Source organism: Streptomyces sp. NPDC007189, assembly GCF_040703635.1.
Taxonomy (GTDB): Bacteria; Actinomycetota; Actinomycetes; order Streptomycetales; family Streptomycetaceae; genus Streptomyces.
In genome coordinates this window covers 311,722-329,296 of record NZ_JBEYEY010000010.1, presented here as the reverse complement: position 1 = coordinate 329,296, position 17,575 = coordinate 311,722, and the positions used below count along the sequence as shown (strand labels likewise).

Annotated in this window: 2 protein-coding genes; both read right to left on the bottom strand. The window is 75.4% G+C overall.

Annotation, left to right across the window (positions count from 1 at the left end; genetic code table 11):
- A partial coding sequence (locus tag AB0950_RS22245; protein ID WP_366779273.1) for a type I polyketide synthase occupies positions 1–5,288 on the bottom strand: 5,288 nt, incomplete at its 3' end.
- A 79-nt stretch (positions 5,289–5,367) separates the two neighbouring features.
- Positions 5,368–17,250 carry an SDR family NAD(P)-dependent oxidoreductase gene (locus AB0950_RS22240; RefSeq protein ID WP_366779272.1) on the bottom strand — a complete coding sequence of 3,961 codons (11,883 nt, stop codon included), beginning with the start codon at positions 17,248–17,250 and terminating at the stop codon, positions 5,368–5,370.
- Between the last annotated feature and the right edge of the window lie 325 nt (positions 17,251–17,575).

Sequence of the window (17,575 nt, the reverse complement as noted above, 5' to 3'; positions counted from 1 at the left end):
GTCACACCACCGGCCAGCGCCAGATCACACTCACCATTGCGCAGCGCCTGCACCGCCAGATGCAACGCGACCAGCGACGACGAGCAGGCCGTGTCGAGGGTGACGGCGGGGCCCTCCAGGCCGAGCGCGTAGGCGACGCGGCCGGAGGCGAGGCTGGCCGCGCTGCCGGTGAGCAGATGGCCGCGCACGTCGTCGGGGACGTCGGTGAGGGTGGCGCCGTAGCCCTGGTGGCCGCAGCCGACGAACAGGCCGGTGCTGCTGCCGCGCAGCGAGCGCGGGTCGAGGCCGGCCCGTTCGACGGTCTCCCAGGACACCTCCAGCAGCAGCCGCTGCTGCGGGTCCATGGCGACCGCCTCCCGCGGGGAGATGCCGAAGAAGCCCGCGTCGAACTCGGCGGCCCCGTCGAGGAAGCCGCCCTCGCCGACGTAACTGGTGCCTGCGCGGCGCGAGTCCGGGTCGTACAGTGCGTCGAGGTCCCAGCCGCGGTCGGCGGGGAACGCGGAGATGGCGTCGCCGCCGCGGGTGAGGAGATCCCACAGGTCCTCGGGCGAGCCGACCCGGCCGGGGTAGCGGCAGGCCATCGCGACGATCGCGATCGGCTCGTCCGTGGCGGCGGCCCGGTGCTCGGTGGCGGCGTGGTGGACGGCGGGCAGGGTGCCGTCGTCGAGCGCGTGGAGCAGGTGGTCGGCGAGGGCCACGGGGGTGGGGTGGTCGAAGACGAGGGTGGTGGGCAGGGCGAGGCCGGTCGCGGTGGCGAGCAGGTTGCGCAGTTCCACGGCCGTGAGCGAGTCGAAGCCGCAGTCCTGGAACGCCCGCGTGGGCTGGATGCTCTCCGGTGTCGGGTGGCCGAGGGCGGTGGCCGCGCTGCGCCGGACCAGCGTCAGCAGCAGCCGGCGGCGCTCGGCGGCGCCCAGCGGGGCGAGTTCGGCGCGGAGCCGGCCGCCGTGTGCGTCGGCCGGATCGGCGGCGGCCGCGGCGGCGTGGGCGGCCTCGGGGATACGGCTGAACAGGGCACCGCCCGGAAGGCCGCGCCGGCCCTCGGCGATACGGCCCCAGTCGATGTCGGAGACCAGCGCCCAGGTGTCGTCGTGGGCGAGGATCCGGCCGAGGGCGGTGAGCGCCGGTTCGGCCTCCATCGGTGTCAGGCCGCCGCGCCGCAGCCGGGCCAGGACGGCCGGATCGTCGGCCATGCCGCCGCCGGCCCACGGGCCCCAGGCGACGGAGGTGGCGGTCAGTCCGGCGGCGCGGCGGGCGCGGGCCAGGGCGTCGAGGTGGGCGTTTCCGGCCGCGTATCCGGCCTGGCCGGCGGAGCCGAGGGCGCCGGCGATCGACGAGAACAGCACGAACGCGGTGAGGGGGTTCGCCAGGTCGCGGGTCGCCTCGTCGAGGTTGGCGGCGGCGCGCAGCTTGGCGCGCAGGACGGTGGCGTACCGCGCGGGGTCCATGGCGGTGAGCGGCGCGTCGTCGAGGGTGCCCGCCATGTGCAGGACCGCGGTGAGGGGCCGGTCGGCGGGCACGGTGGCGAGCAGGGCGTCCAGGGCCGCCCGGTCGGCGGGGTCGCAGGCGGCGATGGTGACCGCCGCGCCCAACTCCTCCAGTTCGCGGCGCAGTTCACCGGCGCCCGGAGCGTCGGGCCCGCGTCGGCTGACGAGCAGCAGGTGCTCGGCGCCCTGCCGGGCGAGGTGGCGTGCGACGTGGGCGCCGATGATGCCGGTGCCGCCGGTGATCAAGGTCGTTCCGGTCAACCGCGGCTCGGGACGGTCGTCGTCGTCACGGACGACCCGGACGATCCTGCGTGCGAACACGGCGGAGTCGCGCACCGCCAGTTCACTGTCGTCGCCGGGGCGGGTCACGCACGCGACGAGCCGGGTCAGGATCCACTCGTCCAGCCGGGACGGCAGGTCGACGAGGCCGGCCCACAGGTCGGAGTGTTCGACGGCGACGGTGCGGCCCAGGCCCCAGGTGGTGGCCTGCACCGGCCGGGTGAGCGGGTCGACGGCGCCCACGGACACCGCGGACCGGGTGGCCGCCCACAGCCGCGCCCCGGTCCCGGTCTCGGCCAGCGCCTGCACCAGCAGGGTGTTCAGGTGCAGGCCGAGGGGCACGTCGTCGTGGCCGGGGTGCGGGGTCTCGGTCAGCGCGAGCAGCGAGAGCAGCTGCGCCGAGCCGCCATGGTGTGCCTCGCCCAGAGCGGCGGCGATCCGGGCGCGGTCGGCGTCGGCGGCGACCGGCACGGGGATCCCCTCCGCTCCGCCGGCGGTGAACGCCTCCGCCACGGCGGCCGCCGTCTCCGCGGCCTCGGCGTCGTCGGCGCAGAACGGCACCAGCCAGACCCCGGAGGCCGCACCGGCCGGGACCTCCAGGGGCGTCCACGTCTCGCGGTACTGCCAGGACGCGGCGGTGGACCGCTGCACACTGCTGTGGTGCCAGGCCGTCAGCGCGGGCAGCACGGGCGCGAGGACATCGGGGTCCAGCGCCAGCCGCCCGGCCAGCTCCTGGACGTCCCCCTTGCGGACGGCCGCCCAGAACGCCGAGTCGACCGCCTCTCCCCGTCCGTCGACCCCGCCGGCGGCCACGTCCGCCAGCCAGTACCGCTGCCGCTGGAAGGCATACGTGGGCAGGGCGAGGGCCTTCGCGCCGGGGAACAGCGCGGACCAGTCGGGGCTGAGCCCGTGCGCGTGCAGCGCGCCTACGGCACTCAGCAGGGCGACCTGCTCCGGCCCCTCCTTGCGCAGCGCGGGCACCGCGACTTGCTGCTCGACGGCCGCCTCGGCGTCGTACTCCGCAGCGGGCAGCACGGTCCGGGCGAGGGCGGTGAGGGTGCCGTCGGGGCCGAGCTCCAGGAAGCGTGCGGTGGCGTGCTCGTCGGCCAGCGTGCGCAGGGCGTCGGCGTAGCGGACGGTACGGCGGACGTGGTCGACCCAGTACTCCGGGGAGGTCAGCTCTTCGTCGGTGGCGGACACACCGGTCACGGTCGAGACGATGGGGAGCTTGGGGCGGTCGTACGACAGGCTCCGCGCGACCTTGCGGAAGTCGGCGAGCATCGGCTCCATGAGCGGGGAGTGGAAGGCGTGGCTCACGCGCAGAGCGGTGACCTTGCGGCCCTCGGCGCGGAAGCGCTCGGCGATCTCTTCGACAGCCTCTGCGGCACCCGAAATCACCACCGCCTGCGGGCCGTTGACCGCCGCTATGCCCACCTGCTCACCGAGCAGCGGCAGCACCTCCTCCTCCGAGGCCTGCACCGCCACCATCGCACCCCCTGCCGGGAGCGCCTGCATCAACCGCCCACGCGCCACAACCAGGCGGCACGCATCCGCCAGCGACCACACACCAGCCACATGCGCGGCCGCGATCTCACCGATCGAATGACCCGCCAGCACATCCGGGCGCACACCCCACGACTCCAGCAACCGGAACAGGGCGACTTCCAAGGCGAACAGCGCGGGCTGCGCGAACTCCGTCCGGTTCAACCGGTCGGCGTCCTCACCGAACACGATCTCCCTCAAGCCGAAAGGCAGTTCCGCGTCCACCGCATCGAAAGCCGCCGCGAACACCGGGAAGTGCTCGTACAGCTCCCGGCCCATCCCCAGCCGCTGCGATCCCTGCCCCGCGAACAGGAACGCCGTACGCCCCCGCACCGCCGCACCCCGCACCACCCGCGCATGCGACTCACCCGCCGCCACCGCGGCCAGCCCCGACCGCAACTCCTCCCAACCCGAGCCCACCACCACCGCACGGTCCTCGAACACCGACCGCGTCACCGCCAGCGACCACCCCACATCCGCCGCCGACCCCACACCCTCACTCACACACTCCAGCAACCGCGCCGCCTGCGCCCGCAACGCACCCTCACCCCGCGCCGACAGCGGCCACACCACCACACCACCACCATCAGCCTGAACCGCGACCGGCTCCTGCGGCACCTCCTCCAGCACCACATGCGCATTCGTGCCGGAGATGCCGAAGGACGACACTCCCGCGCGGCGCGGGCGGTCGTCGTGCGTCGGCCATTCCTGAGCCTCGGTGAGGAGTTCGACGGCGCCGGCGGACCAGTCGACGTGCGAGGACGGCTCGTCCACGTGCAGGGTGCGCGGCAGCATGCCGTGCTGCATGGCGAGCACCATCTTCATGACGCCCGCGACACCGGCGGCTGCCTGGGTGTGGCCGATGTTGGACTTCACCGAGCCGAGCCAGAGCGGGTGTTCGCGGTCCTGGCCGTACGTGGCGAGCAGGGCCTGCGCCTCGATCGGATCGCCCAGCGTCGTACCGGTGCCATGCGCCTCGACGGCGTCCACGTCGGCCGGGGTCAGGCCCGCCGTCGCCAGGGCGGCGCGGATCACGCGCTGCTGGGAGGGGCCGTTGGGCGCGGTGAGGCCGTTGGAGGCGCCGTCCTGGTTGACGGCGCTGCCGCGGATCACGGCCAGGACCCGGTGCCCGTTGCGGCGGGCGTCGGTCAGGCGCTCCAGGAGGAGCAGGCCGGCGCCCTCGCCCCAGCCGGTGCCGTCGGCGGCCTCGGCGAACGGCTTGCAGCGGCCGTCGGCGGCCATGCCGCCCTGGCGGCTGAACTCGACGAAGGCGCCGGGGGTGGACATGACGGCGACGCCGCCCGCGAGGGCAAGGGAGCACTCCCCCGCGCGCAGGGCGTGCACCGCGAGGTGGAGGGCGACGAGGGAGGACGAGCAGGCGGTGTCGACGGTGACGGCCGGGCCTTCCAGGCCGAGGGTGTAGGCGACGCGGCCGGAGACGACGCTGCCGGTGTTGCCGGTGAGGATGTGTCCCTCGACCTCTTCGGGGATCTCGCGGAGCCCGGAGCCGTATTCCTGGTTGCTGGCGCCGACGAACACGCCGGTGCTGCTGCCGCGCAGGGCGGCGGGGGCGATGCCGGCGCGTTCTACGGTCTCCCAGGCGACCTCCAGCAGGAGGCGCTGCTGCGGGTCCATGGCGAGGGCCTCGCGGGGGGAGATGCCGAAGAAGGCGGCGTCGAAGCGGTCGGCGTCGCGGACGAAGCCGCCCTGGGTGGCGGCGCTGCCCCGGCCGCCGTCGTGCTGGAACAGGCCCTCGAGGTCCCAGCCGCGGTCGGCGGGGAAGCCGGTCATGGCGTCCGTGCCGTCGGCGAGGAGCCGCCAGAAGTCCTCCGGGGTGTCGGCCCCGCCCGGCCAGCGGCACGCCATCGCGACGATGGCGACCGGCTCGGTCATCGCCTGCTCCAGCTGCTGGTTGTGCTTGCGCAGCCGTTCGTTCTCCCGCAGCGAGGCACGGAGGGCTTCGACGACTTTTTCGGAGGACATGCTCAGCTCCACACTTCGCACTTCGATGCGGTCACGGGGCCAGGGGCGGGCGGTGGGTCGGTATGAGGGGTGGCGGCGCTCAGTCGTCGGCGCCCAGGGCCATCCGGACCAGGTCGTCGACGTCGAGGTCGTCGACGTCCACCTCCGCCTCGTCGGACGCGGCGGGGTCGCCCGCGGCGGGACCGGTCGCGGTGCCGGGCCGGTTCCCGGTGCGGGGGCCGGGGACGGCGGCGGGTGTCGCGGGGGCGAGGGCCATCAGGGCGTCCAGCAGGCCCGAGTCGCGGAAGGTGGTGATCGGGATGGACATGAGCAGCTTGCGGATGGTCGCCTCGTCGGGCTCGCCGGGGGCGCCGTTGGCCGTCGCCGGGCCGGTGCCGCCCTCGTCGCCGTCCGCGAAGTGCTCGCGGCACAGGTGGTCGGCGAGCACGGCGGGCGTCGGGTAGTCGAAGACGAGCGTGGCGGGCAGCAGCACGCCGGTGGCGGAGTTCATCCGGTTGCGCAGCTCGACCGCGGTGAGCGAGTCGAAGCCGAGTTCCTTGAAGGACTGGTCGGGGTCGATGCGGGCCGCGGAGGCGTGTCCGAGGACGGCGGCGACCTGGCGGCAGACCTCCTCGACGAGCCTGCGGTGCCGTTCGGCAGCGCCGAGGCGGCCGAGTTCCGCGGCGAGGCCGGTGCCGGAGTCGGTGGCCACCGTGAGGTCGCGGACGGTCCGCCGGACGCGGGCCAGTGCGGCCAGCAGCGGGTGCACCGGGCCGTCGACGCCGAGGCGGGCGGGGTCCACGGCCAGCGGTGCCTGGACGGCGGCGGGCCGGTCCAGTGCCTCGGTGAAGAGGGCCAGGCCCTCCTTCGGGCTGAGCGGCGGCAGTCCGGCGCGTTCCATGCGGCGGATGTCGGCGTCGGTGAGCCCGCCGGTCATGCCGGCGACCTGGGACCAGGGGCCCCAGGGCAGGGACAGCGCGGGCAGGCCCAGGGCGCGGCGGTGCTCGGCGAGCGCGTCGAGGAAGGCGTTGGCGGCGGCGTAGTTGCCCTGGCCGGGTGCGCCGAGGGTGCCGGCGACGGAGGAGAACAGCACGAACGCGGACAGGTCGAGGTGGCGGGTCAGTTCGTGCAGGTGTACGGCGGCGTCCAGCTTGGGCCGCAGGACGGCGTCCAGCCGCTCGGGGGTGAGCTGGTCCACGACCGTGTCGTCGAGGACGCCGGCGGCGTGCACGACCGCGGTCAGCGGGTGGGCGTCGGGTACGGCGTCGAGGAGGGCAGCGGCCCGGTCCCGGTCGGCGACGTCGGCGGCCTCGATGTGCACGTCGGCTCCGAGCGCGCGGAGTTCGTCGGCGAGCTGCCCGGCGCCGGGGGCGTCGGGGCCGCTGCGGGAGGCGAGCAGCAGGTGGCGTACGCCGTGTTCGGTGACGAGGTGGCGGGCGAGGAGCGCGCCGAGGCCGCCGGTGCCGCCGCTGATCAGGACGGTGCCGTCCGGGTCGAGCGGTGCGGGCATGGTGAGGACGACCTTGCCGATGTGGCGGGCCTGCGCCATGTGGCGGAACGCGGCGGGGGCGTGGCGGACGTCCCACGGGGTGACGGGCAGCGGGGTGAGGGCACCGGCCTCGAACAGCTCGACGAGCGCGGTGAGCATCTCCCCGATGCGGTCGGGGCCGGCCTCGATCAGGTCGAAGGCGCGGTATTTCACGCCGGGGTGGCGGGCGGCGACGTCGGCGGGGTCGCGGACGTCGGTCTTGCCCATCTCCAGGAAGTGGCCGCCGCGCGGCAGCAGGCGCAGGGAGGCGTCGACGAACTCGCCCGCGAGGGAGTCCAGGACGAGGTCGACGCCGCGGCCGCCGGTCGCCTTGCGGAAGGCGTCCTCGAAGGCGAGGTCGCGGGAGGAGGCGATGTGCGTGTCGTCGAGTCCGGCGGCGCGCAGGGTGTCCCACTTGCCGGGGCCTGCGGTGGCGTACACCTCGGCGCCGAGGTGGCGGGCGAGCTGGGTCGCGGCCATGCCGACGCCGCCGGCCGCGGCGTGCACGAGAACGGACTGGCCCGGTTCGATACGGCCGAGGTCGACGAGGGCGTAGTAGGCGGTGAGGAACACGATCGGCACGGTCGCCGCCTGGGCGAACGTCCAGCCGTCGGGGATACGGGCCACGGTGCGGGCGTCGGCGACGGCGACGGGCCCGTAGGCGGAGGGGAACATGCCGAGCACGCGGTCGCCGGCCCGCAGCCCGGTCACGCCGGGGCCGGTCTCGGTGACCACGCCGGCGCCTTCCAGGCCGAAGTCGCGGGCCGGGCCGGGATACATGCCGAGGGCGTTGAGGACGTCGCGGAAGTTGACGCCGGCGGCGCGCACGGCGATGCGTATCTCGCCCTCGTTCAGGGGGCGTTCGGCGTCGGGGGCGGGGACCAGCTCCAGTCCGTCGAGGGTGCCCTTGCGGACCATGTCCAGCCGCCAGGCGGGCGCGGTCGTGCCGTGCGGCGGGCGCAGTGCGGTGGAGTCGTCGGTGCGGGCGAGGCGCGGCGTGTGCACGGTGCCCTCACGCAGGGCGAGTTGGTCGTCCGGGTGGGCCAGTGCGGCGGGCAGCGCGGCGAGGGAGGCGGCGTCGGTGTCCAGGAGGACGAACCGGCCGGGGTGTTCGGACTGGGCGGAGCGCACCAGGCCCCAGGCGGAGGCGGCGGCGGGGTGGCGGACGCCGGGCCCGGCGGGCCCCTCGGGCATGACGGCCTCGCGGGTCACCAGGACGAGCCGGGTGGACCGCAGCCGGGGCTCGTCGAGGAGATGCCGGACGAGGGCGAGGGCCCGGCGCGCCGCCGCGTGTCCGGCGCGGTCCAGGGGGGTGTCCTCGGCGGGCAGGACGGCGAGGAGCGTGCGGGGGACGTCGGCGCGGGCGGCGAGGGCGGTGAGGTCGGCGGTGTCGGTGACGTCGGCGGTGACGCCCGCGGCGGCGAGGTCCGCCGCGAACGTGCGTCCCGCGTCGTCGCCGAGCACCGTCAGGGCCGCCTCGGTGCCCTGGTCGGCGGGCTGCGGCTGCCAGTCGAGCCGGTACAGGTCGCCGGAGCCCCGGTCGGGGCGTGCGCGCAGCGCGTCGGGGTCGACGGCGCGCAGGGTGAGGGCGCCGATGGAGGCGACGGCCCGCCCGGTGGTGTCGGCGACGTCCAGGGCGACGGCGTCGCCGTCGCGCAGGGAGAGCCGTACGCGGACGGCGGTGGCGCCGGTGGCGTGCAGGGTGACGTCCCGCCAGGAGAACGGCAGCCGGCCCCGGGCGGAGTCGTCCAGCGGCAGGAACGCGGTGGCGTGCAGGGCGGCGTCGAGCAGGGCGGGGTGCACGCCGTAGCGGGGGGCGTCGGGGTGCGCCTGCTCCGGCAGCGCGATCTCGGCGTACACCTCCGTACCGGAGCGCCAGGCGGCGCGCAGGCCCTGGAAGACGGGGCCGTAGCCGAAGCCGGCGTCGGCGAGCCGGTCGTAGGTGTCCTCGACGGCGAGTTCCTCGGCGCCCGCGGGCGGCCAGTCGGCGAGCGGCGCGTCGGGCTCGGGGACGGCGCCGGCGCCGAGGACGCCGTCGGCATGGCGGGTCCAGGGCCGGTCGGGGCCGGCGTCGACGGGGCGGGAGTGCACGCCGATGCGGCGGTTGCCGTCGGCGTCGGGCGCGCCCAGCCGCACCTGCAGGGCGAAGGCCTGGCCGGGGGCCGGCGCCAGCGGCTCCAGCAGGGTGAGTTCGATGACGCGGTCGCAGCCGGCGCGGGCCCCGGCGAGCAGGGCGAGGTCGAGGTAGGCGGTGCCGGGCAGGATGGCGGTGCCGCCGACGGCGTGGTCGGTGAGCCAGGGCTGGTCCGCCAGGGAGAGCCGGCTGGTGAAGACGTACTCGTCACAGTCGGCGAGGTCGACGCGGGCGCCGAGCAGCGGATGCCCGGCGTCGGCGAGACCGGCGGCGGCGAGGTCGCCCGCGCCGCGGCCGCGCGTGCCGGGCCAGTAGCGCTGCCGCTGGAAGGGGTAGGTGGGCAGGTCGACGACGCGGCCGGAGCCGGGTGCGGCGGCGGTCCAGTCGACGTCCACGCCGTGCACATGGGCCTGGGCGAGCCCGTTGAGCAGGCTGCCGGTCTCGTCGCGGCCGGGGCGCAGCAGGGCGACGGCGGCGCACCGGTCGGGGGCGGTGACGGCGTCGGCGGTGAGCGCGGTGAGCGTGCCGTCAGGGCCGATCTCCAGGTAGCGGCCGACGCCGGCCTCCTCCAGGGCGCGCACGCCGTCGTGGAAGCGGACGGTCTGGCGGACGTGGCGCACCCAGTAGTCGGGGGAGGCGAGTTCCGCCGCGGTCGCCGGACGGCCGGTGACGTCGGAGATCACCGGGATGACCGGCTCGCGGTAGTCCAGGCCGGCGGCGACCGCACGGAAGTCGTCCAGCATGGGCTCCATGAGCGGCGAGTGGAAGGCGTGGCTGACCCGCAGCCGCTTGGTGCGCCGGCCCAGGCCCTCGACACGGGCGGCCACGTCGAGGACGGCGGTCTCCTCGCCGGAGACCACCACCGAGTGGGGGCCGTTGACGGCGGCGATCCCCACACCGTCGCCCAGCAGCGGCAGCGCCTCCTCCTCGGTGGCCTGCAGCGCGACCATGGCGCCGCCGTCGGGCAGGGCGTCCATCAGCCGGGCGCGGGCGGCGACCAGAGTGCAGGCGTCGGGCAGGGAGAGCACCCCGGCGGCGTGCGCGGCGGCCAGCGAGCCGATGGAGTGGCCCAGCAGATGGTCGGGCGTCACACCGAGAGAGCGCACGAGGCGGTACAGGGCCACCTCGAACGCGAACAGGGCGGGCTGGGCGTAGCCGGTTCGGTCCAGCAGGTGTCCGGCGTCGCCGAGGACGGCCTCGCGCAGGGGCGTGTCGAGGACGCCGGGCCCGAAGTGGGCGCACACCTCGTCGAAGGCGTCGGCGAACACGGGGAACGCGGCGTGCAGCCCGGCGCCCATGCCGGGGCGCTGGGAGCCCTGTCCGGTGAACAGGAACGCGGTGCGGGCGGAGCGCAGCGCGGCGCCGCTCTCCTCCGCGCCCGGTTCGGCGGCGGCGAGCAGGGTGAGGTCGGCGAGCAGGTCGCCGCGGTCGCGGCCGAGCAGGACCGCCCGGTGCTCGAACGGCGTGCGGGTGGTGGCCAGCGAGTGGCCGATGTCGGCGGCGGACAGTTCCGGCTGCCGGGTGACGTGGTCGACGAGCCGCGCGGCCTGCGCGCGCAGCGCCTGCGGGGACCGGGCGGCCAGCGGCCAGGCGAGCAGGCCGTGGGCGACGGGGCGGTGCTCGCCGGCCTGCTGGGCCGGTGCCGTACGGGCTTCCGCGGCAGGCCGGGCCGGTGTCGTGGTGCCGCCGTGGCGGTCGCGGTCGGGTGCGGGCGGGGCTTCTTCGAGGATGACATGGGCGTTGGTGCCGCTGAACCCGAAGGACGACACACCGGCGCGCCGGGGCCGGGCGGGGTCGTGCGGCCAGGGCCGGGCCTCGGTGAGCAGCCGTACCGCGCCGGAGTCCCAGTCAACGTGGGTGGAGGGCCGGTCGGCGTGCAGGGTGCGGGGCAGTTCGGCGTGGCGCAGCGCCAGGACGGTCTTGATGACGCCGGCGACACCGGCGGCGGCCTGGGTGTGCCCGAGGTTGGACTTCACCGAGCCGAGCCACAAGGGGTGTTCGCGGTCCTGGCCGTAGGTGGCGAGGAGTGCCTGGGCCTCGATGGGGTCGCCGAGGACGGTTCCGGTGCCGTGTCCCTCGACGGCGTCGACGTCGGCGGGGGTGAGCCCGGCGTCGGCGAGCGCGGCGCGGATGACCCGCTCCTGGGAGGGGCCGTTGGGTGCGGTGAGCCCGTTGGAGGCGCCGTCGGAGTTGACGGCGCTGCCGCGGACGACGGCCAGCACCCGGTGCCCGGCCCGGCGGGCGTCGGAGAGCCGCTCGACGAGCAGCATGCCGGCGCCCTCGCCCCAGCCGGTGCCGTCGGCGTCGTCGGAGTAGGCCTTGCAGCGGCCGTCGGGCGCCAGGCCGCGCTGTCGGCTGAACTCCAGGAAGGCCGCCGGGGTCGACATCACGGTGACACCACCGGCGAGCGCGAGGTCGCACTCCCCCGCGCGCAGCGCCCGCACCGCCCAGTGCAGGGCGACCAGGGACGACGAGCAGGCGGTGTCGACGGTGACCGCGGGGCCCTCCAGGCCGAGGGTGTAGGAGATGCGCCCGGAGACGACGCTGGCGGCGTTGCCGGTGCCGAGGTAGCCGTCGACGTCCTCGGCCGAGGTGCGCAACAGCGCGGCGTAGTCCTGGCCGTTGGTGCCGGCGAAGACGCCGGTGCGGGACCCGCGCAGGGTGCGCGGGTCCATGCCGGCGCGCTCCACCGCCTCCCAGCACACCTCCAGCAGCAGCCGCTGCTGCGGGTCCATCGCCAGCGCCTCGCGGGGCGAGATGCCGAAGAACGCCGGGTCGAACCGGTCGACTCCGTCGAGGAACCCGCCGGTGCGGGTGTAGCTGGTGCCCTCGTGGTCCGGGTCGGGGTGGTAGAGGGAGCCGAGGTCCCAGCCCCGGTCGGCGGGAAAGCCGGAGAGGCCGTCGGCTCCGGAGGCGAGAAGCTCCCACAGGCGCTCGGGGGTGTCGGCGCCGCCGGGGAGCCGGCAGGCCATGCCGACGATGGCGATGGGCTCGTCGGCGCCGGTGCGCGCGGTGCGCGTCCGGGTGCCGGCGGTCTGCGGGCCGCGCCGGTCGTCGGCGGGCAGGGCGCGCAGCAGGTGGGCGGCGAGCGCGGCCGGGGTGGGGTGGTCGAAGGCGACGGTGGGGGCGAGCTTGAGACCGGTGCGCCGTTCGAGGGCGTTGCGCAGGTCGACCGCGGTGAGCGAGTCGAAGCCGAGGTCGCGGAAGGCGCGTTCGGGGTCGGCGGCCGGGGTGCCGGGCGCGTGGCCGAGGACGGCGGCGATCTCCGTCTGCAGCAGCCGCAGGACGGCGGTGGGCCGTTCGGCCTCCGGGAGGGCGGCGAGCGTCCGGGCCAGCCGTACGCCGGGCCGTCCGGCGGTCGCGGTACGGCGCGCGGGGGCGGCCGGGTCGCGCAGCAGCGCCGGGGTGGGCGTGGTGGCGGCGCGGGCGGCGGCGAGGTCCAGCCGGACCGGCAGCAGCACGGCCCGCTCCTGCGCCAGGGCGCGGTCGAGCAGGGCGACGGCGTCGTCGGTGGGCAGCGCGGCGACACCGGCTCGGGCCATGCGCCCGCGGTCGGCGTCGCCGAGCCCGGCGGTCATGCCGCTGTCCTCGGCCCACAACCCCCAGCCGAGGGCGTACGCCGGCCGGCCCTGCGCCCGCAGGGTGGTGGCCAGCGCCTCCAGGAAGGCGTTGGCGGCGGCGTAGTTGCCCTGGCCGGGCCCGCCGAAGGTGGCGGCGGCGGAGGAGAACAGCACGAACGCCGACAGGTCCAGGTCCCGGGTGAGCCGCTCCAGGTGCACCGCGGCGTCCGCCTTCGGGCTCAGTACGGCCGACAGCTGCTCGGCGGTGAGGGTGCCGATCACGCCGTCGTCGATGACACCGGCGGCGTGGAAGACGGCCCCGAGCGGGTGCGCCTGGTCCACGCCCGCCAGCAGTCCGGCCAGCGCGGCGGGGTCGGCGACGTCGCACGCCGCGATCGTCACCTGCGCGCCCGCCTCTTCGAGGGAGGCGCGCAGCGCGGCGGCGCCCGGCGCGTCCGGACCGCGCCGGCCGGCGAGCAGCAGGTGCCGCACGCCGTGCGCGGCCACCAGGTGCCGGGCCACGGCCGCGGCCACGGTGCCGCCCGCGCCGGTGATCAGGACAGTGCGCTCGGGGTCGAACGCGGGGGCGGGGGCGGTCGTACCGGCCCGGTGGCGGGTGAGGCGGGCGCCGTACACGCGTCCGGCGCGCAGGGCGATCTCGGTCTCACCGTCGTCGAGGGCGTTCACGGCGGCGGCCAGGAGAGCGTCGTCCGCCGCCTCGCCGTCGGTGTCGAGGAGCAGGAAGCGTCCGGGGTTCTCCGACTGGGCGGAACGCACCAGACCGCGCACGGCGGAGGCAGCCAGGTCGGCGACGGGCTCACCGTCCCGGACGGAGGCGGCGTGACGGGTGACCACGACCAGACGGGCGCCCGCGGTCCGCTCGTCGGCAGTCCAGCGCCGCAGCACGTCCAGCGTCCGGGCGGTCACCTCGTGCACACCGGCGGGCAGTTCGGCGCTCTCGCCGTTCACGGGGAAGAACACCAACTCGGGTACGGCGCCGGCTTGGTCGAGGGCGGTGAACAACGCGTCCGCATCCGCGTACCGCAAGGCGCCCGCCGGTGCGGGCCCGTCACCGAGGACAGCCGACTGAGTGTCTTTCAGGTTCGCAAGCCGAGCGGCTAGTTCGAACCACTCCACGACGAACAGATCGTCGGCAAAGGCCTCTTCGGCGGCCGGAAGCGGCAACTCGGTGGCCGGTGTGACCGTGACCTCGCCCACGGTGGCGACGGGTGCTCCGGTGTCGTCGGCCACGTCCAGCCGCAGGGCGCCGTCGGCCAGTGGGCGCAGCCGGATGCGCAGCGCCTCCGCGGAGGCGGCGTGCAGGGTGCAGTCCCGCCACGCCACGGCGACCGATCCGGCCCGGCCGAGCGCCGGGGCCGTGTGCAGGGCCGCGTCCAGCAGGACCGGGTGCAGCGCGACCCGCAGCGCGTCCGCCTGCAGCTCTTCCGGTACGACGGCCTCGGCGTACACCTCGTCACCGGCCCGCCATACGGCGGTGAGCGCGCGGAAGGCGGAACCGTGGTCGAGTCCGCCGTCCCGCGACGCCTCGTACAGGGCGTCGACTTCGGCGGGGTCCAGTTCCTCGGCGTCGGCCGGGGGCCAGGAACCCGCGTCGCCGACCGGCTCGGGGGACGCGGGCGCCAGTGCCCCGGCGGGCGCGAGGACGCCGTGCGCGTGGCGGGTCCAGGGCCGGTCCGTGTCCTCGTCGCCGTCCGCCGCGGCGCCGGTCGCGGTGACCGGGCGGGAGTAGCAGGCGAACGGCCTGGTGCCGTCGTCGCCGGGGGCGTCCAGGACGACCTGCAGCTCGACGGACGTACGGTCGTCCAGGACGAGGGCCTGCTCCTGGTCGAGCGTCGCGACGTGGCCGCACCCGACGCGGGCGCCGAGGTGCAGGGCGAAGTCGAGGTACGCGGCCGTCGGCAGCACCGCCCGGCCGGCGACGGTGTGGTCGGCCAGCCAGGGGTGGCTGCGGGTGGACAGCACGGTGGTGGACACGACGGCGGACGAGTCGGCCAGGGTCACCACGGACCCGAGCAGCGGATGCCCACCGGCGTGCGGCCCGCTGCCGGGCAGCGGGTCGAGCCAGTACCGGCGCCGCTGGAAGGGATAGGTGGGCAGCGTGATGTTCCTCGCCCCGGGGAACAGTGCGGACCAGTCGGGGCTGAGCCCGTGTACGTGCAGCGCGCCTACGGCGCTGAGCAGGGCGACCTGCTCCGACCCCTCCTTGCGCAGCGCGGGCACCACGACCCGGGTGCCGCCGTCGAAGACTGACCGGGCGAGGGCGGTGAGGGTGCCGTCGGGGCCGAGTTCGAGGAACCGGTTGACCTTGCGCTCGGCGAGCGCCTGGAGCGCGTCGGCGTAGCGGACGGTACGGCGGACGTGGTCGACCCAGTACTCGGGGGAGGTCAGCTCTTCGTCGGTGGCGGACACACCGGTCACGGTCGAGACGATGGGGAGCTTGGGGCGGTCGTACGACAGGCTCCGCGCGACCTCGCGGAAATCGGCGAGCATCGGCTCCATCAGCGGCGAGTGGAAGGCGTGACTCACCCGCAGAGCAGTGACCTTGCGGCCCTCGGCGCGGAAGCGCTCGGCGATCTCCTCGACAGCCTCTACGGCGCCCGAAACCACCACCGCCTGCGGCCCGTTGACCGCAGCAATACCCACCTCGTCACCGAGCAGGGGCAGTACTTCGTCTTCTGAAGCCTGCACCGCCACCATCGCACCACCCTCAGGCAGCGCCTGCATCAACCGCCCACGCGCCACAACCAGGCGGCACGCATCCGCCAGCGACCACACACCCGCCACATGCGCGGCCGCGATCTCACCGATCGAATGACCGGCCAGCACATCCGGGCGCACACCCCACGACTCCAGCAACCGGAACAGGGCGACTTCCAGGGCGAACAGCGCGGGCTGCGCGAACTCCGTCCGGTTCAACCGGTCGGCGTCCTCACCGAACACGATCTCCCGCAAGCCGAAGGGCAGTTCCGCGTCCACCGCATCGAAAGCCGCCGCGAACACCGGGAAGTGCTCGTACAGCTCCCGGCCCATCCCCAGCCGCTGCGATCCCTGCCCCGCGAACAGGAACGCCGTACGCCCCCGCACCGCCGCACCCCGCACCACCCGCGCATGCGACTCACCCGCCGCCACCGCGGCCAGCCCCGACCGCAACTCCTCCCAGCCCGAGCCCACCACCACCGCACGGTCCTCGAACACCGACCGCGTCACCGCCAGCGACCACCCCACATCCGCCGCCGACCCCACACCCTCGCCCACGCACTCCAGCAGCCGCGCCGCCTGCGCCCGCAACGCACCCTCACCCCGCGCCGACAGCGGCCACACCACCACACCACCACCAGCAGCCTGAACCGCGACCGGCTCCTGCGGCACCTCCTCCAGCACCACATGCGCATTCGTGCCGCTGACGCCGAAGGCGGAGACGCCCGCGCGTCGGGGGCGGTCCTCCGCGGCCGGCCAGTCTCGAGCTTCGGTGAGGAGTTCGACGGCGCCGGTCGACCAGTCGACGTGCGAGGACGGCCGGTCCACGTGGAGGGTGCGGGGCAGCACTCCGTGGCGCATCGCCATGACCATCTTGATGACGCCGCCGACGCCGGCGGCGGCCTGGGTGTGCCCGATGTTGGACTTCAACGAGCCCAGGTACAGGGGATGTTCGCGGTTTTGGCCGTAGGTGGCCAGCAGGGCCTGCGCCTCGATCGGGTCGCCCAGCGTCGTACCCGTGCCATGGGCCTCCACGGCGTCCACGTCGGCCGGGGTCAGGCCCGCCGACGCCAGGGCGGCGCGGATGACGCGCTGCTGGGAGGGGCCGTTGGGCGCGGTCAGGCCGCTGCTCGCGCCGTCCTGGTTGACGGCGCTGCCGCGGATCACGGCGAGCACCGGGTGCCCGTTGCGGCGGGCGTCGGACAGGCGCTCCAGGAGGAGCAGGCCGGCGCCCTCGCCCCAGCCGGTGCCGTCGGCGGCCTCGGCGAAGGACTTGCAGCGGCCGTCGGGGGAGAGTCCGCGCTGGCGGCTGAACTCGGTGAAGGTGACCGGGGTGGACATGACGGCCACGCCGCCCGCGAGGGCCAGCGAGCACTCCCCCGCGCGCAGCGCCCGGCAGGCCAGGTGAAGGGCGACGAGGGAGGACGAGCAGGCGGTGTCGACGGTGACGGCCGGGCCTTCCAGGCCGAGGGTGTAGGAGACGCGGCCGGAGGCGATGCTGCCGGCGCTGCCGTTGCCGATGAAGCCCTCGAGGCCGGGCGGCGGCGCGTCGAAGCGGGAGCCGTAGTCGTTGTACATGACGCCGACGAAGACTCCGGTGGGGCTGCCGCGCAGGCTGCCCGGTGCCAGTCCGGCGCGTTCGAGGGCCTCCCAGGAAATCTCCAGCAGGAGGCGCTGCTGCGGGTCGGTGCCCAGGGCCTCGCGGGGCGACATGCCGAAGAAGTCGGGGTCGAAGTCGGCGGCGTCGTGCAGGAAGCCGCCCTCCCGGGTGTAGCAGGTGCCCGGGTGCTCGGGGTCCGGATGGTAGAGGGAGTCGACGTCCCAGCCGCGGTCCTCGGGGAAGGGGGTGATGGCGTCGCGGCCGTCGGCGACGAGCCGCCACAGGTCCTCGGGGGTGCGCACGCCACCGGGGTAGCGGCACGCCATGGACACGATGGCGATCGGCTCGTGGTCCTTGGCCTCCAGCTCGCGCACCCGGTTGGTGGTGCGGTGCAGGTCGGCGGTGACGCGCTTCAGGTATTCGCGCAGGCGGTCTTCGCTCACAGCTCGCCCCCCAGGCTCGGGTCGTGCACCACGGCGGACCCGACCGACGGCAGGCCCGCTGCGCTCGGGACGGTAGACAACACCGGATCTCCTCAGGCTCGGACACCCACGCGGTCCGCATGGCTTCGGGAACACGTCGAACCCGGTCAAGTCTGGGGGCGCGCACGGCGTCGACGGCCGCTTGACCTCCGACTCTGAAAAATCCCCTAGTTGCCCCGGGCGGCCGCGGTCGTCGGCCGGGACCGGCAAATCCCTAGAGTTCGGCGGTGTTTGTGGCCCTGGCTTCGGGGCTCGTGCTGCCCTGGGGTCGCTCCCGCCCCGCCGC